The organism is Brachyspira sp. SAP_772, assembly GCF_009755885.1.
Taxonomy (GTDB): Bacteria; Spirochaetota; Brachyspiria; order Brachyspirales; family Brachyspiraceae; genus Brachyspira.
Window position 1 is genome coordinate 537,316 of the sequence record NZ_VYIX01000001.1, and the last position, 20,769, is coordinate 558,084.

The following is a 20,769-nucleotide window of genomic DNA, read 5'->3' on the forward strand; positions in this document are numbered from 1 at the left end:
AAAAAAAGTATAAAATTGTTATAATTTTTTGGGAGTATTTTTATGACTTTAAATTTTACTAAAATGCATGGTATAGGAAATGATTATATTTATATAGATTGTTTTAAAGAGAGTTTTACGGTTGAAGATGCCAAAAAATATTCTCCAATTTTAAGCCATAGACATTATTCTATAGGTGCTGATGGTATTGTTTTAATAATGCCTAGCAAAATAGCTGATGTAACTATGAGAATGTTTAATTATGATGGTTCTGAGTCTGAAATGTGCGGCAATGGAATAAGGTGCGTGGCAAAATATGCTTATGATAATAATATATCAAAAAATAATCCCATGAAAATAGAAACATTGAGGGGAGTGCTTGAAGCTAATTTATTTATAAAGAATGATGAAGTTGATAGCGTTGAGATTGATATGGATTCTCCTATACTTGAAGGCTTAAAAATACCAACTACTATAGATAAAACTCCAATAATAGATGAGCCTATTAATTTTAATGGAAAAACTTATTATTTTACTTGTGTATCTATGGGAAATCCTCATTGTGTTATATTTGTAGATGATGTTAAAAATATGAGAATTGATGATATAGGAAGCTTTATTGAAAATAATCCTATGTTTCCAAACAGGACAAATGTAGAGTTTGTGCAGGTTATAAGTAGAGGAGAAGTTATACAGAGAACATGGGAGAGGGGAAGCGGAGAGACTTTGGCATGCGGTACTGGGGCTTCTGCTGTTTGTGTGGCTGGATTTATAAGCAAAAGAACTGACAATATTATACTCAATCACCTTTTGGGCGGAGATTTGATATTAACATATAAAGATAATACTGTTTTTATGAAGGGTGAAGCTAGATATGCCTACAGAGGATATGTAGAATTATAATGTTTTTATCTTAAATTATCTTTAAATAGCTCCTTTAAACGATTCCTGCATCCTCCGCAAGCTGTACCTGCTTTTGTTTTCTTTACTATATCTCTTAATGTCTTTAATCCATATTCTTTTTTTAATGTTTCTATCTCTTCAATAGATAATTCTTTACATTTACATATATATTTGTTATCTTCTTTTATCATTACACTGCTCTTATATTTATTATGATTTATTAACCATTCTAATCAAAAAACAAAAAAATATCAAAAGCATAAAAAATATAAAAAAATGTTAAAAAACTTCAAAGTGGGTATTGAAAAAAAACGGTATATAGTATATAAAACTACTATAGTAATATACAGTATATTACTATACATTAGTTTGGGAGACTTAGTTATGAATAAACCGCCAACAAGAAAGTTTAAAAATTATAACAAAAAACTTGTAAAAATAGTACTCGATAATATTGACGATGATGATTATTTTTACAATAAAAAGGTTAATTGGGAGGATTGGGTTATAATGAGGGTAGATGTTGATAATGCTGTAAAGAAGCTTAATTTTGATACATCTATTGAATATTCAGCTATGCTTTTAGAAGATATTTTATATGTATTAAAGGAGTATTAATAATGTGTAATTTATGTCCTAAATATAATACTTGTGTAAAATTATGTGATGAGATGTTAAAGAAGATTAGATATGGAAAGAGGGAGTTTAAGAAAAATAGGGATTATTGTAGAGAAGTGGTGTTAACAGATAAAGATTTGGAGAATATACTTTATACAAATAGTTTAAGTTATGTAGAATATGAGAGGCTTTCAAATTTGGTTGTAGCAATACTTTCACCAAAGCAAAAGCAATTATTGAAATTATTTTCAGAGGGTAAGAGTCAGGTGGAGTTGGCTAAAATATTTAATGTGAGTCAATCATCTATATCACAGAGTTTGCAGGCTATAAAGAAGGAGATATCAAATCAATTTAAGATGGTGATAAACTGTTAGAATGGTATTTTTGTAATGTGAATTTTGAAGTTTTTTTGATAGATTAAATAATTGAAGTAAGTTTAGTAGTATAATAAAAAAGGGTGAAGCAATTAAGCATCACCCTTTTTATTTTAAGCTATTAGGCTATTATTATTGTAATAATCTAAGAGCACCTTGTGGTAACTGATTAGCTTGAGCAAGCATAGACAAGTTAGCTTGGTTAAGAATTTGATCTTTAGCAAGTTTAACTGAAGCTTCAGCCATATCTGTATCACGAATTCTGCTTTCAGAAGCCTGCATATTTTCAAAGCCTACCATTAAGCCTTGAGCAGTCATTTCTAATCTGTTCTGATAAGCACCCAAGTCAGCTCTTTGTTTTAATACTTTAAGAAGAGCTTCATCAACCATACCTATAACTGTATTAGCTTTATTAGGGTTAGAAACACTAATGAAAGTAGCAGTAGTAGCAGGTCCAACTGGATTTTTAAGTCCAAGAGCTTGGCTGTTCATAGTACCAATATAAACACGTTTTCTTTCGTCCATATTAGCACCGATGTGTAACCACATAGAAGCTGTAGGAGTATTTTCTCCTGTAGATCTAGCAAATCTTCCAGTCAACATATTAAGTTTGTTGAATTGAGCTTGTGAAGCAACTCTGTCGATTTCATCTACTAATTGAGAAACTTCGATTTGTACATAAAGTCTGTCTTCATCTGTGTAGATACCGTTAGCTGCTTGTATAGCTAATTCACGAATTCTTTGAAGGATGTTAGTAGTTTCTTCCAAGTAACCTTCTGTTGTTTGAATGAAAGATATACCATCTTGAGTGTTTCTTTCAGCTTGACGTAAACCGCGGATTTGTGTTCTCATCTTTTCAGATACTGCTAATCCGCTAGCATCATCTCCAGCTTGGTTGATTCTCATACCGCTAGATATTTGAGCTGCGTCTTTTCTTAAATCTACTTGGCGGAATTTAAGAGTTCTTTGTGCATTTATTGCACTGATATTATTATTGATAACCATATGGTTCCTCCGTGAAAATTGTTTATTAGTCCATCCTTGAACTAGTATATATTATCGGTTGCTATCAATTAATTATTAATTTTTTTTGCTTGCTTTAGATATTTTTTTTATTTTTTGTGCAATTTTTCGGAAAATGTTATGTTTATTATATATTTGTGAGCTTTTTTATATTTGTTTGCTCTATAAAATCATATTTATTGATATTCCTTTATTTTTTTATATACTATCTATAAGTATTTACAACTTTATTTTTTGCTTAAAAATTTATAAATTTAGGATTCATAATGTTTACAAATAGAGAAAAAATTGAATTTTTCAATGCTATAGAAGAGGGCGATATTAAGCAAATAAAATATTTATTGGATAAAAATAATTATGTAAATATAAATGTATTTGGAATAGCAAAAATATTAATTGAAAATAATAAAAATGGTATTGAAAAAAAAGATATTGAAATTGATTTTAAGAATAAAGAAGGATACACTCCTTTAATGGTTGCTTCTTATAAAGGAAATACTGATATAGTAAAACTTTTATTGGAGTATAATGCTTCTGTAGATATAACTAACAATTATAATTATACTGCTTTGATATATGCATGTATTTATGGCAATTTGGATGTGGTGAAAATTCTTCTTGAACATAAAGCTGATATGTATGTAGAGACTCAATTAGAAAAAAATTATTTAACAACATTAATGATAGCTTGCAGTCAAAATTATACTGAAATAGTGAGGATATTACTTGAAAATGGCTATGACCCTAATTATAAAAATCAAAGAGGCGAAACAGCGTTTATATATTATATCTCTATGGAAGACAACCCTAATACAGAAATAATAAAATTATTATTAGAATATGGTGCAGATATAAATGCTCAAAATAGCAAAGGCTCTACAGCATTGATGCTTGCTTCTTACAATAAAGAAAAAAAAGATTTTATGAGGACTTTATTAGAAAACGGTGCTGATACTGAAATAAAAAATAATTTCAATCAAAATACAGCCTTACTTAATGCATGCGAACGAAGAAATATTGAAGGAGTTAAAGTTCTTCTTGAGTATAATGCTAATATAAATGTGCAAGATGAATTTAAAAAAACTCCTTTGATAATTGCCTGTGATAATAATTCTTATGATATGGCAAAAATATTATTAGAGCATAATGCTGATATTAATTTGTCAGATCACAGAAAAAAACTCCTTTAATGTATGCAGTAGAGGAAAGAAATAGAGATATTGTTGAACTTCTTTTGAAATATAATCCTGATTTAACATTAAAAAGTACATTTGGAAAAACTGCATTAGATATGGCATACAATAGAAATCATTATGTAAAAGAAATAGCTGATTTAATAAAAGAAGCTTCATCTAGAGAGATACAATTTTTATATGCTGCTGCTGAGAATGATACTGATAAAGTTTTAAAATATATTGCTGAAGGAATTGATATTAATAACACAATAGATGAATTATATAACTCAATAGGTTCTAATGCTTTACTTATAGCTTCAGAGTTTCATCACAAAGAAATAATAAAAATATTATTAGAGCATAATGCTGATGTTAATTTTAAAAATCGGTTAAATAAAACAGCTTTAGAATATGTTGCTGATAATGATGATAATTTTGATATAGCTTTAGAGTTTATAAAGAGAGGAGCTGATGTAAATGCTATTGATAATGACGGCATTACACCTTTAATGTATGCTGCTTCCCGCAATGCTAAAAAAATATTAAACTTATTAATAGAGCATAATGCTGATGTTAATATTCAAACTAAATCAGGCTATACAGCTTTAACTCTTGCTGCTATGCATAATCATATTAATATAGTAAAAATTTTAATAGAAAATAAAGCTGATGTATTTGCAAGAGATGGTTATGGTAGAAGATGTTCATATTATGCTAACGAAAATGGAAATACTGAGATGTATAAAATTTTTAGTGAGCATCATGATGAAGAATATAAAAAAAGTTCTCAATTTATTTTTGATGTTTTATATTCCAAAACTGATGAAATAAATAAATATATATCTGAAGGAGGGGATATTAACTTTCAAGATGATAATGGGCTTACAGCTTTAACTGTTGTAGAAAAGATAGAGATTGCAAAGATATTATTAGATAATAATGCAGATATTAATAAAAAAGGAAGGGACGGATATACTCCATTAATGATGGCTGTAAGGAGAGATAATATCAATCTTGTAGAGTTCTTTATAGAAAATAATGCTGATCTTAATATATCTGATACTGAAGGAAATACTGCATTAATTGTAGCTGCTAAAAATCACAAATATGATATATTTGTGATTTTATTAAAAAACGGAGCAGACCCATCTATAAATAGTGAAGATTTAGAATTTTATATTGAGTATGAAGATGAAATGAAAAATATATTAAAAAAATACAAAAAATAGTTTCACGTTATTAAAAGTATTTAATAACGTGAAAGTTATGTAATATACTTATATAACTAAATTACATAATATCAATTCGTATAAAATATTTTAAAATGAATTTTTACCAAAAAAATTCATTTATTTTTTGACTTTATTTATAATAACAGTTATTATCTAGCCTAATAGTTTTTTATTTTATGGGGGTATTATGAAAAATCTATTAATGGTGAAATTTATAGCGCCTTTTGTAATATTTTTATTAATATTATTTTTAGCAATTTTTATTATTTATAAACCTTTATATAGAGAGCGGTTTTTAAATGAAAGATATCTAAAACTATTAGAAGCAAAGACAAGAACAGAAAGTTATGTTGAAGAATTAAAAAATACCATATACGTTATGGGGGCATATTTAGAGTCTAATCCTAGTTTAGTTGAAGTTGGAAATTTTTTAACTAATGTTCAAAAACTTGATTCAGGCTATTTAAATATTTATTTTGGCGACACTATTCCTTATTCTCAAGGCGGAATTTTTATAAATTCATTAGAACCTTTTCCATTAACATATGATCAAACTTCAAGAGATTGGTATAGGGCTTCTATTACAACTAATGATATAATGATAAGTAATCCTTATATTGATTATGTATCTAAAAAACTTACAGTAACATTTTCAAAAGCAGTTTATACTAATGGATCTTTAAAAGGTGTTTGTGCTATAGATTTTGATAATATAAACGGCATAGCTTCAAGTTTAAAAAAGAATTTTGAAGAGGAAGTTTATATTGTTTCTGAAAATGGTATTTTTATGACTCATGAAGATAAGAATTATATATTAAATGAAACAAATAATTTATTTACTTATGAAACGTTTGCTAATTTTAGCGGTAATTTATTATCTCATGTTGGTGATTTGAATATAATAAAAGATGAGTGGTATTCTATTCAGAAAGTAGATAATGCTCCTTGGATATTGGTATTTAAGGGAAGTGCTAAGCCGTTTTACTCAGAGTTTAATTCTTTAATGCTTTATTTATTTTTGTGTATAATTATTCTTATAGTTTTAGAATGTTTATTGGTGGCAAAAATAGTAATACCTTTATCTCATAATTTATATAGGGCTATTGATGTAATGAAGCTTATGAAAAATGGGAGGTTTGATAATAAATTTGATAAAAGAGATTTGGATAGAAAAGATGTTGCGGGTATTTTAGCGAATTCTATTAATGATATGCAAAATGTAATTTATGAAATACTTGCCAAATTGCAAACTAATATATCTCTTATAAACAGTTCTTCTGAAAAGATATCAGGGGGAATAGATGATTTATCAAATAGAACTTCATCTCAGGCTGCTGCTGTTGAGCAGATGACAAGCTCTATAGAGAATTTATTTTCTGCTATATCAAATACTTCAAAGAGTTCATTTGAGGCTAAGAATATGAGTTCTAAAGTTACGGAGTCTACTCAAAATGGAGTTAATGCTGTTAATAAAATATCGCATAATATGATGGAGATTTCTGAATCTAGTAAAGAGATTTCTAATATTACAAAATTAATACAATCAATAGCTTTTCAAACAAACATATTAGCTCTTAATGCTGCAGTAGAAGCAGCTCGTGCGGGAGAGCAGGGAAGAGGATTTGCTGTTGTAGCTTCCGAGATTAGAGCATTGGCACAAAATGTTAATGAGGCGGCTGGAAATATTACTAATATTATAGATAAAACTGTTTCTAAGATAGAAATTGGAGATGAGTCAGTTAAATCTTCTTTAGAGATACTTTTAGAGATAGAAAAATCGGCTAAAGATGTTTCGGATATATTAGTTAATATATATGAATCAGCTTCTGAAGAGGAGGATAGCGTAAGACAGATTAATGTTGCTATGAATGAATTAAATGAGATTACTCAGGAAAATTCAGAATTAGCAAATCAGAGTTCTATTTTAGGAAAAGAGATTGTAGATGGAGCTAATAATTTGTCATTAGAATTAGAATATTTTAAAGTTAATACAGATGATTGATGATATTTAAAATGTTATTATGATTAAAAAAATAAAGGACTTGCATATTTACAAGCCCTTTATTTTTATTTATTATTAATTCCCGCCAAAATGATATCCTATACTCATTAAAGCTCCAATAGAATGATGCTTACTTATACTTCTTGAAGCAAATAGTTTTGATATATCATTTTTATTAAAAAACATATATTCATAAAAAAGATTAATACCTACTACCAAAGCATGTTTATCATAAATATATATTCTTCTTTCAGCAGATAGATTTATATATAAAGATATTGGAACTTGACTAAGCTTTACATTAAGACCGCCTATAAAAGGTATAAATTTAGCTCCAATAGAAATACCATACGCAGTAGATTGGTTTGTATTAATAGTGCTTTCTAAAAAGATAGGAGCTGCTACAAATTTACAAGCTAAACCAGTATTAATACTCATTATATCCATTTGATTTATACTATATTTATCACTTGGATTATTTTTTATAGATAAAGAACCAAAACTAATCCCTGTATCAAATAATAAGTCTATACCTTTAAATTTTTTACCTATTGGAAAATGATATCCTAATTGTAAGTTTAAATCTCCTCTACCTTCAACTACACTTTCTGTTAAATCTGTAAAACTTCCAGCAACTCCAAGTTTAGGAAGTAAATCTAATGTAAATCCAGCAAATAGATTATTTGAAATTATTATTATAGATGCAATAATTATAAATATTTTAGTTTTCATATTTGTAGTCCTTAGCTTTTATTTATAATAGTGAGTAAACTATTCAAAGTTATAATATTTGGCATAATCTAATGCTTTGTAGATTTTATTGTCGGTTATTAGTGTTAGGGCTTTAAATAATAAATATTATGTAAACTATAAAATAATAAATAAAAGTCAATTTGTCTTTTAATAAAAAATATCAGCTAAATAAATTATAAAACAAAGGCATTATAAAACATACTATAAAAGCCCATGCTGCGTAAATATATATGTAGAACACACTTTTGCTGTCTCCTATAGTGATGTTTTTAATATCTTTTATATCTTCATTGTTTTTAAAAATATTTAAAATAGATTTTATGTTAAAAATTGTTATAAAAACTAAATTGCCAAGCATAACCAAATTTGTACCTACTAATGTTATTTTGTTTGGGGTAATTCCATATTCTGCTAATCTATACAAAGAAGATGTTAATACTAATATGTCAAACAATATTGCTACTATAGGAAGAACAATATATAAAGCCTTAGTAAATATGCTTGATTTATAATCAGCTCTTACAAAGAACATGTTTAATACTATTACAGCAAGCATAATATTATAAAGTACAAAAGTAACTCTATTATCATAAGGTCTTATATCAGGCATTAATAGAAGAAGCAAAAGTATAAATATAAATAATAAACTAAAAGGCATTAATATTCTTGATAAATATATAGAAATATTAGTTTTCATTTTTCTATAAACTATATATACCAAAAAAGGAAATATTGAACTTAAGAATGATATGGATAATAATATTAATTTAAATATAATCTTTTCATCTAAAATATTAAAAATATCTTTTATCAAAAATATAACTATCGCTGCAAATATTCCAAATACTGTTGATACTACACCTGCTATTAAACATGCAAATATTGATATATCAGCAGAAAAAGTAAAAAACTCTGAAATGGTTTTAGAATTTAATACTTGAAAACCGTTATATGATAAAGCTATTATTATAAAAAATATGATAACAGAAAATATATATTTAATATAATAAAACTGTGAATATGCTTCTATGTTTTCAATAGTACCAATTGCTGCAAAGAAAATAGTGCTTAAATTGAGAATTGACACAAATAAAAAAGATAAAAATATTATAATAATATTTATTAAATTAAACTTTGAATTAATATTGAATATCAAACTAAAACAGAAAAAATAAAATATATAAAAATAAAAACTATATAAAATATTAAAATTATTAGTGGAATAAACACTATCAATTAATTTATCAATATTTACAATATTTAAATAAGAATATATAGTAATTGCTAATGATGCGATAACACCTATAGCAATAATAATCAAATTTGATATTAAATTATTTTCTAATATTTTTTTTATTTTAGTATTTATGTTATCTATATTAGTTATTAGTTTATTATTTTCTTGCATTTTTAAAAATCCTAAAATAAATACAGCTCATAATGGTATATATTAATGAAAATTGATTATAAATGAGTAATTATAAAAGTCAATGAGAAATTATATTGTTATAAATAGTAGTATTAACTATAAAAAAATATAAAAGTTATAAAAAAAATATTTTTTGTTTTTTCATATTAATGCGATAATATTAGGTATGTATTCTATTTAATAATAGCTATGTATAAAAATACATTGCTTTTATTGTAAAATTATTATACAATAAAACATCTAAATTTTAAGGGGCGGTAATATTTATGAAAGTAAGTAAATATATGGTTTCACCTTCTATACCAAAAGAGTTAGAACCATTAATGGAAATAACTAAAAACTTTTGGTGGTGTTGGAATCAAAAAGCAATTAATTTGTTGAGGAACATAGATATTGACAACTGGGATAAAAAAGACCATAACCCTATAAGACTTTTAGGGGAATCTTCACAGGAATGTTTCGATACTATGCTTCATGATGATGCAGCTATGATGAATTTAGCTGAAGTTTATGATGAGTTTAAGACATATATGAATCAGGAAACTTGGTATGATAGTTTAGATGATTCTCAAAAGACAAAAAATGAAAAGATTGCATATTTTTCTTTTGAATATGGTTTGCATGAATCTTTGCCTAATTATTCAGGCGGTTTAGGAATATTATCTGGGGACCATTTGAAATCTGCTAGTGATTTAGGTTTACCATTTGTTGCTGTTGGACTTTTATATAGAAAAGGTTATTTTAGACAATATTTAAATGCTGATGGCTGGCAGCAGGAATATGATATAGAAAATGACTTTTTTAATTTAGCATTAGAAAAAGTTTTAGATAAAAACGGCGAGACAATGAAAGTTGATGTTGATCTTCCGGGAAGAAAAGTTTATGCTCAAATTTGGAAGGCTAATGTTGGAAGAATAGAGCTTTATTATTTGGATGCTAATATAGAAGAAAATAGCGTAGAAGACAGAGATATTACAGCTCAGCTTTACGGCGGTAATTTAGAGACAAGAATACAACAAGAAATACTTCTTGGTATTGGCGGTATTAAGGCTTTAAATAAACTTGGTATTAAACCTACTATTTATCATATGAATGAAGGACATAGTGCTTTTCTTTCTTTAGAGAGAATGAGACAACTTATGGAAAACAATCATCTTGATAAAAATGCGGCAAGAGAGGTTGTTTATAGTTCTAACGTATTTACAACACATACACCTGTACCTGCTGGTAACGATGTATTTCCTATGGATATGGTACAGAAATATTTTAGCGAGTATGTTAAACATATTGGCATGACTATGGATGAGTTCTTAAGACTTGGAAGAATTAATCCAGATGACAATAAAGAAAATTTCTGTATGACAGTTTTAGCACTTAATTTATCTGCTGAAAATAACGGAGTAAGTTTGCTTCATGGACATGTTTCAAGAGCTATGTGGAAAGATATATGGAAAGGAGTTCCTGAAGATGAGCTTCCTATTGATGCTATCACTAATGGTATTCACACATTAAGTTGGATTTCTTTTGATATGCAAAACTTATTAGATAGGTATTTAGGTCCTCGTTGGAGAACTAAACCTTTAGAGCATGAGGTTTGGGAGAGGGTACAAAGAATACCTGATGCTGAACTTTGGAAAACTCATGAGAGAAGAAAAGAGAGATTAATTGATTTCTGCAGAACTAGATTAAAATCTCAAATTACAAACAGAGGCTTTACTAAAAATGAAATAGAGCATGCTGATCAAATACTTTCTCCAGATGCTTTAACTATTGGTTTTGCGAGAAGATTTGCTACATATAAAAGAGGAACTTTATTATTTAGAGATTTAGACAGATTAAAAAAGATATTAAATAATAAAGATAAACCAGTACAGATAATATTTGCTGGTAAAGCACATCCGCATGATAATGGCGGTAAAGAGCTTATTAGAGAGATATCTGAAATTTGCAGAAGAGAAGATTTTAGAGATCATATAGTATTCTTAGAAGACTATGATATTAATGTAGCAAGATATATGGTTCAAGGTGTTGATGTATGGCTTAATAACCCAAGAAGACCATTAGAAGCCAGCGGTACAAGCGGAATGAAGGTTCCGCCTAACGGAGGTTTAAACTTCAGTGTATTAGATGGTTGGTGGGATGAAGCTTATGATGCTCAAAATGGTTGGGCTATTGGTAATAGAGAGCAGTATTCAGATTTAGAGTATCAAGATGATGTTGAAAGTAAGGCTATATATAATGTATTAGAAAACGAGATTATTCCTCTTTATTATAACAACAGAGGAAGAGATGATATACCTCGTGAATGGGTATCTGCTATGAAATGGAGTATGCAAACTGTTTGTCCAGTATTTTCTACAAATAGAATGGTAGCTGATTATTATAATAAGTTCTATAATAAGGCTAGCAAAAGATATTTGCATATGATTAACAATGACTTTGAAAAGTCTAAAGCATTAAAAGAATGGAAACAAAATATATATTCTAAATGGTCTAAAGTTTCTTTTGAAAACACTATTTCTGAGATGCCTTCAAGAAATTTAAAAGTTGGAAGTCAATTTGAAATAAAAACTATAGTAAATCTTGGAGATATAGCACCTGATTCTGTGAGAGTTGAACTTTATTATGGTAAATTAAGCATGAAAGAAGATATTATAGAGCCTTCTATTGTTGAGATGAAACATTCTGCTGATTTAGGCAATGGAAGACATTCATTCAGCGGCTCTTTAGTATGTAATAATAGCGGACAGAGCGGTTTTGCTATAAGAATGTATCCATATAATAAAGATTTGAGTTACAAATTTGATATGAAACTTATTATTTGGAGCTAATATCATTTTGATTTAGATATCAAAGGGTTTAACTTAAATAATTAAGTTAAGCCCTTTATTTGTATATTTATTATTTTTATAAGGATAAAAATATGTTGGCTGTATTTGTTAATATGATTGCTGTTTTTATTGGTTCTATTATTGGAATTATATTTAAAAATAATTTATCAAAAAAATATGAAAAAGTTGTATTTATCTCTGCAGGTATAATATCCTTAACTATAGGTATTTCTATGGCTATTACTACTGAGCATATACTTATATTTGCTATATCTATTATGCTTGGAGGTCTTACAGGCACTATGCTTTCTGTGGAAGAGAAAATAGAATCTTTTGGGAAGTTTATAAAAAAAAGTTTTTCATTTAAAGATAATGCAGGGAATTTTAGTTTAGGTTTTTTGACATCATCAATACTTTTTTGTTCTGGTTCTATGTCTATAGTAGGTTCTTTTCAGGCGGGCACTACTGGCAATTATGATTTAATATTTACTAAGAGTGTAATAGACGGTTTTGTTGCTATATTTATGTCTACGGTTTATGGGGTAGGGGTTTCTTTTTCTGTACTTAGCATACTTGTTTATCAGGGGGCTTTAACTTTACTTTCTTCTTTTTTAGAGCCTTATGTTTCTCAGACTATGCTTAATGAGGTTTCTGCTGTTGGAGGAGCTACGGTTATGATGATAGGGCTTAATCTTCTAAATATTATTAAAATTAAAACGGGAGATTTTTTGCCTGCTTTGATTTATGCTATTTTTTTGGTTTTGGTTATACCATATATTTCCTTTTTATGATATAATTACAATATTGCCATTTTTTACTAGGATTATTTATGAATACTGTTTTAAAAAATTATTTAGAATATGCTAAAGAAAAGTCAAATATAGATGAAGTTCAAAATACAAAGTTAATTACAAAAAATGAAAAGTTCTTAAAATTAAAAGAATTAGAGCATTCTAATGATATGCCTGCAATATGCAAAGAGATTTCACTTGCTCTTAATGAAATGGATATATTAAAATCTTTTAGTGCTTCTAATTTTATTGCACATTCATTTTATCATGAAGATAATATTGATGAGGATATTGGCAAAAGAATAATAGATTTATTTTACAAAAATATTTATTATGCCTGCAAATATATAAATGATGCTGCTTTGGCATACAATATAGATGAAGATGATTTAACAGCTGATGATATAGAGAATTTAGATATTGATATAATGTATAGAATAGATTATGAGGCACTTGCTTCTTTTACTGGCATTGATACTATGATTCCTGCGATTATGACTTTAACATGCGGCAATCTTAATCTTCGTGCATATTTTAGAAGTTTAGAGCCTACTGAATATATAGAGTATATAGAAACTTATATTCCTAGCATGAGATATTTGCATGTTGGAATTGATGCTTCATTAAAAACAAAAATACTTGTATTATCTCCAAAGGTTGAGAGAGGATTTTTTATTGAAACTGCTGATACTAATAATTGTTTTCATTTAATTACGCTTCTTGAAAATGAGATTTACAATAAAAAGTTATTAAAGAGATATGGAATAGATAATTTTGAGTTTAATGAATTAGTTTATAAAGTGGCAAGAGGGGAGGAGTATTCTCAAGAGATTATTGAAACAACCGCTCATCAGCAATACTATACAATATATGCTTTGCAAAGTGATGGTTCATACAAAATAGAAGATGATAATGGAGAGCTTGATTTGGATAATATTTTGCACAGTGATATTTCTTCAGAGGATATACCTCAAATTGAAGGCACTCCTATTATTATAATGGACAGTGAAGGCATGTGGACAAAACCTATAAAGTGGGATAATAGTTATTTCACAAAGCTACATCAGAAGTTAAACCCGTATGTTAATATATTGGATGAGATTACAGACGAAGAATACAAATCTTGGATGGATAAGATAAAGAAGTTTAATTGATTTTTTAATATATCTAAAAAATTATATTTTGTCATAAAAGTTTTTGTTTTATTCAACTTTTTCCCGCCGTAAAAAGTTGCAAAAAGTGCAATTATTAGAATTATAATAATATATAAAATATTAGATAATAGCTGTTTTTAAGTTAAAAATGCAGTTGTTTTGTTTCTTTTATACCAATAAAAGAAGTGGGGTGCTACCCTACGGGCACGCTTCGCAGGGGGCAAAGCCCTGCAAATAATTAAATAAAAATATAATTTTAACAGACTTAAAAAATTCAGCATATCTAAAAAATTATATTTTGTCATAAAAGTTTTTGTTTTATTCAACTTTTTCCTGCCGCAAAAAGTTGCAAAAAGTGCAATTATTAGAATTATAATAATATATAAAATATTAGATAATAGCTGTTTTTAAGTTAAAAATGCAGTTGTTTTGCTTCTTTTATATCAATAAAAGAAGTGGGGGTGCGGGGGCTAGTCCCCGCAAATAAAAAATTCAAAATATAATTTTGACAGACTTAAAAAAATTATTATCAAAAATGTTTTTATTCTTTATTTTAGTATCTATAAGAATTAATTCTTTTAATTTTTTCAACTTTTTTAATTCAGGAAGTTTTTTTATAGAACTTGAAAGAATATGTAATTCTTCTAAATTTGTTAATTTGCAAATAGAATCAGAAATTTCTTTTAAGTTATTAGAACCTATTAAAAGTATTTGTAAATTTGTTAAATTAAATAATTCTTCAGGTAAAATTTTATATTTATTATAGCTTATATTTAAATATTTAAGTTTTTTTAAATAAGAAATTTCTTTAGGTATAATTTCTATATTGTTGCTCGATAAATCAAGAGCTTCTATATTTTGTAAATTTGAAATTTTTAAATCAATATTAGTAATTTTGTTTGCACTTAAATCTAAATTTTTTATATTCTCTAAATAAAAAATTTCTTCCTGAATATCATTTAAATTATTTTCGCTTATATTAAGAACTTCTAATTTTTTTAGATTTATAATTTCTCTTGATATACTGCCTATTTTATTCTCATAAATATTAAAGATTTTCAAGTTTTTCAAATTTGATATTCTATCATCAATAAAACTAATATTATTTCCAGATAAATTTATTTCTTCAAGATTTTCTAAACTATAAATAAAATTCGGTATTTCATCAAAATCATTATACATAAACCAAATTCTTTTTAATGATTTTAATTTAGAAATTTCATCTAAAAATAAATTACAAGGCAAACCATACAAATCAAGCTCTTCAATATTTTCTAATTCTTCTTTGCTTCTTGGGAAATTTGTTATTTTTAACTCCAAAGCCCAAGAAATAATTTTATTAAAATCTTTATCTGATAGCATAGAATGAACTATACTAAAAATTTTAAAGTTTGTCAATTTTTTGTTGTTCTTTTTCCCGTCGCAAAAAGTGCAATTATTAGAATTCTAATAATATGTATAAAATATTAGATAATAACTGTTTTTGAGTAAAAAATGCAGTTGTTTTGCTTCTTTTATACCAATACTGAAAAGTACCTACTTGGTAAAAGAAGTGGGGTGCTACCCTACGGGTACGCTTCGCAGGGGGATAGTCCCCGCAAATAATTAAAATTAAAAAACTGAATTTTGAGCAAATATAAAATTTAATTAATAAGATTCTTCACTTCGTCCCAGCTTAGTTTATTAATGTCGCCCATTGAATCGCCTACTACTGTATCAATAAGCACTCTTTTTTTGTTTTGAAGTTCTAAAATCTTCTCTTCTATTGTTCCTCTTGTTACTAGCTTATAATTAGTTACCACTCTTTTTTGACCTATTCTATATGCTCTGTCTGTTGCTTGGTCTTCAACTGCCGGGTTCCACCACAAATCATAATGTATAACAGTGTCTGCCTGTGTGAGTGTGAGCCCCGTGCCTGCTGCTTTTAGGCTAAGTAAAAATATAGGAGCTTCTCCTGCATTAAATCTATGCACTAAATCCATTCTGTTTTTTGTAGTGCCGTCCAAATAAAGATAATTTATATTGAGTTTGTTAAATGCATCTCTCATAATATTAAGCATTCTTGTAAAAGAGCTAAATACTAATACGCTATGCCCCCCTGATATAGCCTCTCTAATCATCTCTATAAACATATTAAACTTACCGCTTGTATGACTGTCTCCTCTTAAATCATGATGCATAAGTCTTGGGTGACAGCAAACTTGTCTTAGTCTTGTGAGAGCTGAAAATATTTCTATATGAGACTGTGCAAATCCTTTTCTTTTTACTGTTTCAAATATCTCTATTCTCGCAGCTTCAAGTATTGACATATAAAGCTCTTTTTGGTCTTTAGTTAAATCGCAGTAATTTACAACCGTGTGTTTTGGAGGCAAATCTTTAAGTACATCAGTTTTTAATCTTCTTAATATAAAAGGTGCTATTCTTGTTTTGAGATTATCCAAAGCTTCGTTTGAAGTTTCTAGGCCTGATAAAATAGGAGCTTCATAATCTTCAATAAAGTCTTTATGTTTGCCTAAAAAACCCGGCATTAAAAAATCAAACATAGACCACATTTCGCTTATACTGTTTTCTATAGGTGTACCGCTTAATGCAAGTCTTTTTAATGATTTTAAGCTTTTTACTGTTTTTGCATTTTGTGTGTTGGCGTTTTTTATATGCTGTGCTTCATCGAGTATCACGTAATTAAACTCATTTTCACTAAGTGCTTTTACATCTCTTCTTAAAGTGGAGTAGGATATTATAGCTACATCATAGTTGCTTACAGCCCTAATCTTTTTCATTCTTGATTTTAAGCTTCCTGTTAAAACTATTGCTTCAAGAGATGGGGCAAACTTTTTTATTTCATAATACCAGTTGGCAACGCATGAAGTTGGTGCTATTATTAAAGAAGTGAGTTTCTCTCCATTTTCTTTTTCTTTTAAGATTGTAGCTATAGTCTGAAAACTCTTTCCAAGACCCATATCATCTGCAAGTATTCCGTTTAATGACATATCTGCAAGTTTTCTAAGCCATTTATAACCTATAAGCTGATAATTTCTAAACTCTCCCACTATGTTTTTTGGGGGTTCTTCATCATAATCAACTCTTTTTATATTTGATATTGTCTCTATTGCACTGTCATCTAAATCTAATTCTATACCGCTATGTTTTTCAAGCATATCAGCAAAGTATGGAGCACTAAACATTGGGAGTAAATATCTATTATCTTCATTGTTTTCTATAGGGTTATCTTTAAGCATTTTAGCTATATAATCAATAACCTCTAAATCTATCGGCACAAATGAACCATTTTGAAGCCTTATATATTCTTTGTTTTCTACTTTTACAGCCCTTATAATATCTGATAAATCATGTATCTCTTTAACTCCTTCAAATGAAAAATTAATTTCAAAGAAGTTAATATCTTTAGTGAGAGAAACTTTCATTTTAAGAGGTTTAACATTTAATTTTAGGGATTTAAAAGATTCACTATAAAAACAAGTCCAGCCCTTATCTTGAAGCATAGGTAAAATTTTATAGCATAAATAAAATATCTTCTCATCATCCGATGAAGCAAAAGTATAATCTCCAACCTTATCCAAATATTTAGACAAAGTATTACAAAAATATTCCTCTTTTTCTTTATCTCTATATATTTCATTTACTTCATTATCAAACATATTGCTGCTTGTGAATTTGTTAGTATAAGGATCAACTGTAAAAGAACCATATTTGAACTTTATAGTAGAAAATACATTGCTTCCATCATAGTCCAAAAATAATAATGCCTGTGCAGGGAATGCTAATATTTCATTTTCCTTTATGTTCTCAGGAAGTTCTATGTGAAAATCTTTTTTTAAGTTTGGAAGCACCCTTGAACAAAAATCTTTTATATATGCTCTATTAACAGTTATAGGCTTTTTAAATATGTTCTTTTTAATCTTTGGGTATGACGGATTAGTTTTATAAAAAATATCTTTGTATAATATATAATCGCAATTCTCCCCAAATGTATATACTCTGTTAAGCTCTACGTCTTTTATATTTATATCTAATATTAAATCTTTGTTTTCATTGTAGTAGGTTTCTATAATAATATTTAATACTTCATCGCTGAATGTTATAACCTTACTTTCTAATCTAATATTTGCTACATCTTTAAGCATAGTTAAACATTGATAGGCATTATAATCTTTAAACCATAATTTGCCGTTTTCTTGATTTTGTAAAGCATCGGCATATAAATTGTTTAAAAATCTTATAAGTTTAGCTTCGCCTCTGCTAAAATCCTCTAATTCTATTCTATATTCTTCATCTTCTATTTTTTGTTTATCACCGGTAACGCAAGAAAATAAAAAACTCTCAAGCTCTACAATTCTTAGCTGTCTTTTTTTCTCTATGTCTATAAGTTTAAGTGAAAGCCCCAAGCTCTTTTCATTTCCTTCACCGCGTAATGACAATAATACTGATATGCTGTAATATTCTCTATAAAGATTATCTCTATAATTATCCATTAGAGGTGCACGCGTGTAGTAGAGCCAGTTTTGCCTTTCATCATTTATTATTTTTACATCTTTTATGTTAAAATTAGTATTATCTTCTTCATTGTTGCTATAATCTAAAAGGGTATCAGATTGTTTATTATTCTCTTTTATATCTTTCTTTTTTAATTTTTCTGCCATTTTTTAGCTTTTATCCTTAAATATAGCCTAAATACTATTTTTATATACATTAGAATATTGACTATTCATGATAATAGAATTACAAAAAAAGTCAAGTTTTATGATATTTTATTATTGATTGTTGTTTATATAAGAATTTACAAAATTAAATGATATATGTTATAGTAGTATATAATTAATTTAAAATTATGATTGCAAAATTTTTTTTTCGTTTTATAATTTTAATTAACATAATATTTACTTGGATAAATTAATGCTTAAAAAAATTATTGATAAAATAAAGTATTTTTATGCAGAGAAAAGAAAATTATTTATTATAATATTATCCTCTTGGTTTGTATTTATTGTATTAATAGGGGTTATTATAGGATTAAATCAAAAGCCTGATGTAGTGCCTTTAACTCCGGAAGAAGAAAATGCTATGATTTCTAATGATATTATAAAAAATGATGATAAAAAGGTTATGGAAGGTGAGATTCTTTCAACAAAAAATAATTTGAGTTTTGAAGAATTAGAACGCTCAAGGAATTATGTAGAAAGCCGAAAAAATAAATAATAACTTTTAGGAGGAAGAAAAATATGCGTTTAAAAATATTTGCATGTATGTTTTCTTGTATTATGTTCACAGGGCTATTATTTGCTCAAGAGACAATTACAGTACAGCCAGATGATAAAGTGGTAACTAATGAAGCTCCTGTTTCTCGTAAGGGAGAGCCTTTAGAAAAAGACTTGCTTCAATCAATAGATTTTGCTGCTAATAGCTTATTTTCTATTAAATTGAATGCTACTAACTTTGACAGATATATTCGTATTACAAGCTATTCTACAAATTTGGATTTCGTGAGATTTACTAGAGATAAAACTAATGCCTTTCTCACTTTCGCTACATTAACACCGGGCATAGCAAAACTTAATTTCCAAGTAGATACAGAAGATAATATAATTAGAAGATATATATACACAATAAATGTAACTAATGGAAATCCTATAACAGATACTAATTCTACAATGTTTGATGCTGAAACTACTAATGAGACAGCTGCTACAAACGAGATGATAAATACAAACGAAACATCTACAAATACAGTAAATACAAATGCAGCAGAGACTAATACAACAGCTACAAATGCCGCAAGTGCTAATAATACTACTCAAGCACAAAAAGCTGCATCAATAACTAAAACAAAACCAGCAGAAGATAATTCTCAAGTTGCTTTATTATTTAAATCTGCAGAAGATCTTAAAAATATAAAAGATTATGATAATGCTATAACTTCTTATAACAATGTAATCTCTCAATATCCAGACTCAAAATATGCTGTTTATAGTTATTTTAGAGTAGGCGATATTTATAATTTGAACAAAGATTATACCAATGCTTTTGATGCTTATAAAAAGGCTTCTGAGTTAAAAACTGCTAACAACAATCAAAAGGCAGCTGCTTTATATTCAATGGGTATTGTGAGAAAAGCTGAGAATAATAATGAAGAGGCTATGAAATATTTTAATGATGTTATAGCTAAATATCCTAATACTTATTCTTATGGAAATGCTGTATATGAAGTTGCTAATAACTTAAAACAAATGGGAAGACTTTCTGACGGATTGGATATGCTAGAGAAATCATTGGCTTCAAAAGATAAATTCTCTAAAAGAGCAGATTCAATGCTTCTTCTCGCAGAGATTTATGAAACAGGCAACAATAATGTAAGAGATTTTAATAAAGCTTATTTAACATATAATCAATATTTAGCAGAATACCCTAATACTTCAAAAACAAAATATGCTAATGATAGAAAGAACTTTTTATCAAGAAATGCAGTTAATATAAGATAATAAATAAA

Annotated in this window: 15 protein-coding genes and 1 pseudogene; 10 read left to right on the top strand and 6 right to left on the bottom strand. The window is 27.5% G+C overall.

The genetic code is table 11. From position 1 onward, the window contains the following. Nucleotides 1-42: 42 nt before the first annotated feature. Nucleotides 43-882 (top strand): diaminopimelate epimerase, encoded by an 840-nt coding sequence (dapF, locus tag GQX97_RS02360; protein ID WP_157150356.1) that lies wholly within the window; start codon nucleotides 43-45, stop codon nucleotides 880-882. 5 nt (nucleotides 883-887) lie between these two features. Here the strand turns inward: dapF and GQX97_RS02365 are convergent, their stop codons facing one another. Continuing rightward, on the bottom strand, nucleotides 888-1,073 hold the full coding sequence (locus GQX97_RS02365; protein ID WP_157150357.1) for a (2Fe-2S)-binding protein: 186 nt from the start codon (nucleotides 1,071-1,073) through the stop codon (nucleotides 888-890). 193 nt (nucleotides 1,074-1,266) lie between these two features. On the opposite strand from GQX97_RS02365, the gene GQX97_RS02370 reads away from it, so the two are divergent. Both GQX97_RS02370 and GQX97_RS02375 read left to right on the top strand, forming a co-directional pair. Further along, nucleotides 1,267-1,500, top strand: coding sequence for a hypothetical protein (locus GQX97_RS02370; RefSeq protein ID WP_157150883.1), 234 nt, complete (start codon nucleotides 1,267-1,269; stop codon nucleotides 1,498-1,500). Between the two features lie 2 nt (nucleotides 1,501-1,502). Then, nucleotides 1,503-1,874, top strand: coding sequence for an ArsR family transcriptional regulator (locus tag GQX97_RS02375; protein ID WP_013243179.1), 372 nt, complete (start codon nucleotides 1,503-1,505; stop codon nucleotides 1,872-1,874). Nucleotides 1,875-2,006: 132 nt separating this feature from the next. Here the strand turns inward: GQX97_RS02375 and GQX97_RS02380 are convergent, their stop codons facing one another. Then, nucleotides 2,007-2,879 (bottom strand): flagellin, encoded by an 873-nt coding sequence (locus tag GQX97_RS02380; RefSeq protein WP_157150358.1) that lies wholly within the window; start codon nucleotides 2,877-2,879, stop codon nucleotides 2,007-2,009. Nucleotides 2,880-3,163: 284 nt separating this feature from the next. On the opposite strand from GQX97_RS02380, the pseudogene GQX97_RS02385 reads away from it, so the two are divergent. Together GQX97_RS02385 and GQX97_RS02390 are read left to right on the top strand one after the other, a co-directional pair. After that, a pseudogene (locus GQX97_RS02385) lies at nucleotides 3,164-5,301 on the top strand (ankyrin repeat domain-containing protein). Nucleotides 5,302-5,491: 190 nt separating this feature from the next. Then, complete coding sequence (locus GQX97_RS02390) at nucleotides 5,492-7,306, top strand: methyl-accepting chemotaxis protein (RefSeq protein ID WP_157150359.1); 1,815 nt, start codon at nucleotides 5,492-5,494, stop codon at nucleotides 7,304-7,306. A 75-nt stretch (nucleotides 7,307-7,381) separates the two neighbouring features. Here the strand turns inward: GQX97_RS02390 and GQX97_RS02395 are convergent, their stop codons facing one another. Continuing rightward, nucleotides 7,382-8,038, bottom strand: a complete 657-nt coding sequence (locus GQX97_RS02395) for a hypothetical protein (RefSeq protein ID WP_157150360.1) — start codon at nucleotides 8,036-8,038, stop codon at nucleotides 7,382-7,384. A gap of 181 nt (nucleotides 8,039-8,219) precedes the next feature. Then, nucleotides 8,220-9,467 carry a hypothetical protein gene (locus GQX97_RS02400; protein ID WP_157150361.1) on the bottom strand — a complete coding sequence of 416 codons (1,248 nt, stop codon included), beginning with the start codon at nucleotides 9,465-9,467 and terminating at the stop codon, nucleotides 8,220-8,222. Between the two features lie 287 nt (nucleotides 9,468-9,754). Between GQX97_RS02400 and glgP the strand changes: the two genes are divergently transcribed. The 3 genes from glgP to GQX97_RS02415 all read left to right on the top strand — a co-directional run bounded on the left by glgP (nucleotide 9,755) and on the right by GQX97_RS02415 (nucleotide 14,264). Continuing rightward, nucleotides 9,755-12,319 (top strand): alpha-glucan family phosphorylase, encoded by a 2,565-nt coding sequence (gene glgP / locus GQX97_RS02405; RefSeq protein WP_157150362.1) that lies wholly within the window; start codon nucleotides 9,755-9,757, stop codon nucleotides 12,317-12,319. Nucleotides 12,320-12,411: 92 nt separating this feature from the next. Then, complete coding sequence (locus GQX97_RS02410) at nucleotides 12,412-13,110, top strand: DUF554 domain-containing protein (protein WP_157150363.1); 699 nt, start codon at nucleotides 12,412-12,414, stop codon at nucleotides 13,108-13,110. A gap of 38 nt (nucleotides 13,111-13,148) precedes the next feature. Further along, the gene (locus tag GQX97_RS02415) at nucleotides 13,149-14,264 is read left to right on the top strand and encodes a hypothetical protein (RefSeq protein WP_157150364.1); all 1,116 of its coding nucleotides are present in this window, start codon (nucleotides 13,149-13,151) and stop codon (nucleotides 14,262-14,264) included. Between the two features lie 492 nt (nucleotides 14,265-14,756). Here the strand turns inward: GQX97_RS02415 and GQX97_RS02420 are convergent, their stop codons facing one another. Further along, a complete protein-coding gene (locus GQX97_RS02420) occupies nucleotides 14,757-15,626 on the bottom strand; it encodes a leucine-rich repeat domain-containing protein (protein ID WP_157150365.1) in 870 nt (289 codons plus the stop codon). A 281-nt stretch (nucleotides 15,627-15,907) separates the two neighbouring features. Further along, on the bottom strand, nucleotides 15,908-18,925 hold the full coding sequence (locus tag GQX97_RS02425) for a DEAD/DEAH box helicase (protein WP_157150366.1): 3,018 nt from the start codon (nucleotides 18,923-18,925) through the stop codon (nucleotides 15,908-15,910). A gap of 253 nt (nucleotides 18,926-19,178) precedes the next feature. Here GQX97_RS02425 and GQX97_RS02430 point away from each other — a divergent pair, with 253 nt between their 5' ends. Together GQX97_RS02430 and GQX97_RS02435 are read left to right on the top strand one after the other, a co-directional pair. Then, nucleotides 19,179-19,481, top strand: a complete 303-nt coding sequence (locus GQX97_RS02430) for a hypothetical protein (protein WP_157150367.1) — start codon at nucleotides 19,179-19,181, stop codon at nucleotides 19,479-19,481. Nucleotides 19,482-19,504: 23 nt separating this feature from the next. Next, complete coding sequence (locus tag GQX97_RS02435) at nucleotides 19,505-20,761, top strand: tetratricopeptide repeat protein (RefSeq protein ID WP_157150368.1); 1,257 nt, start codon at nucleotides 19,505-19,507, stop codon at nucleotides 20,759-20,761. Nucleotides 20,762-20,769 lie beyond the last annotated feature (8 nt).

Excerpts from the sequence above, each read along its gene's own strand:
- dapF (WP_157150356.1), top strand. The coding sequence starts at position 43 with ATGACTTTAAATTTTACTAAAATGCATGGTATAGGAAATGATTATATT.
- GQX97_RS02365 (WP_157150357.1), bottom strand. The coding sequence starts at position 1,073 with ATGATAAAAGAAGATAACAAATATATATGTAAATGTAAAGAATTATCT.
- GQX97_RS02370 (WP_157150883.1), top strand. The coding sequence starts at position 1,267 with ATGAATAAACCGCCAACAAGAAAGTTTAAAAATTATAACAAAAAACTT.
- GQX97_RS02375 (WP_013243179.1), top strand. The coding sequence starts at position 1,503 with ATGTGTAATTTATGTCCTAAATATAATACTTGTGTAAAATTATGTGAT.
- GQX97_RS02380 (WP_157150358.1), bottom strand. The coding sequence starts at position 2,879 with ATGGTTATCAATAATAATATCAGTGCAATAAATGCACAAAGAACTCTT.
- GQX97_RS02390 (WP_157150359.1), top strand. The coding sequence starts at position 5,492 with ATGAAAAATCTATTAATGGTGAAATTTATAGCGCCTTTTGTAATATTT.
- GQX97_RS02395 (WP_157150360.1), bottom strand. The coding sequence starts at position 8,038 with ATGAAAACTAAAATATTTATAATTATTGCATCTATAATAATAATTTCA.
- GQX97_RS02400 (WP_157150361.1), bottom strand. The coding sequence starts at position 9,467 with ATGCAAGAAAATAATAAACTAATAACTAATATAGATAACATAAATACT.
- glgP (WP_157150362.1), top strand. The coding sequence starts at position 9,755 with ATGAAAGTAAGTAAATATATGGTTTCACCTTCTATACCAAAAGAGTTA.
- GQX97_RS02410 (WP_157150363.1), top strand. The coding sequence starts at position 12,412 with ATGTTGGCTGTATTTGTTAATATGATTGCTGTTTTTATTGGTTCTATT.
- GQX97_RS02415 (WP_157150364.1), top strand. The coding sequence starts at position 13,149 with ATGAATACTGTTTTAAAAAATTATTTAGAATATGCTAAAGAAAAGTCA.
- GQX97_RS02420 (WP_157150365.1), bottom strand. The coding sequence starts at position 15,626 with ATGCTATCAGATAAAGATTTTAATAAAATTATTTCTTGGGCTTTGGAG.
- GQX97_RS02425 (WP_157150366.1), bottom strand. The coding sequence starts at position 18,925 with ATGGCAGAAAAATTAAAAAAGAAAGATATAAAAGAGAATAATAAACAA.
- GQX97_RS02430 (WP_157150367.1), top strand. The coding sequence starts at position 19,179 with ATGCTTAAAAAAATTATTGATAAAATAAAGTATTTTTATGCAGAGAAA.
- GQX97_RS02435 (WP_157150368.1), top strand. The coding sequence starts at position 19,505 with ATGCGTTTAAAAATATTTGCATGTATGTTTTCTTGTATTATGTTCACA.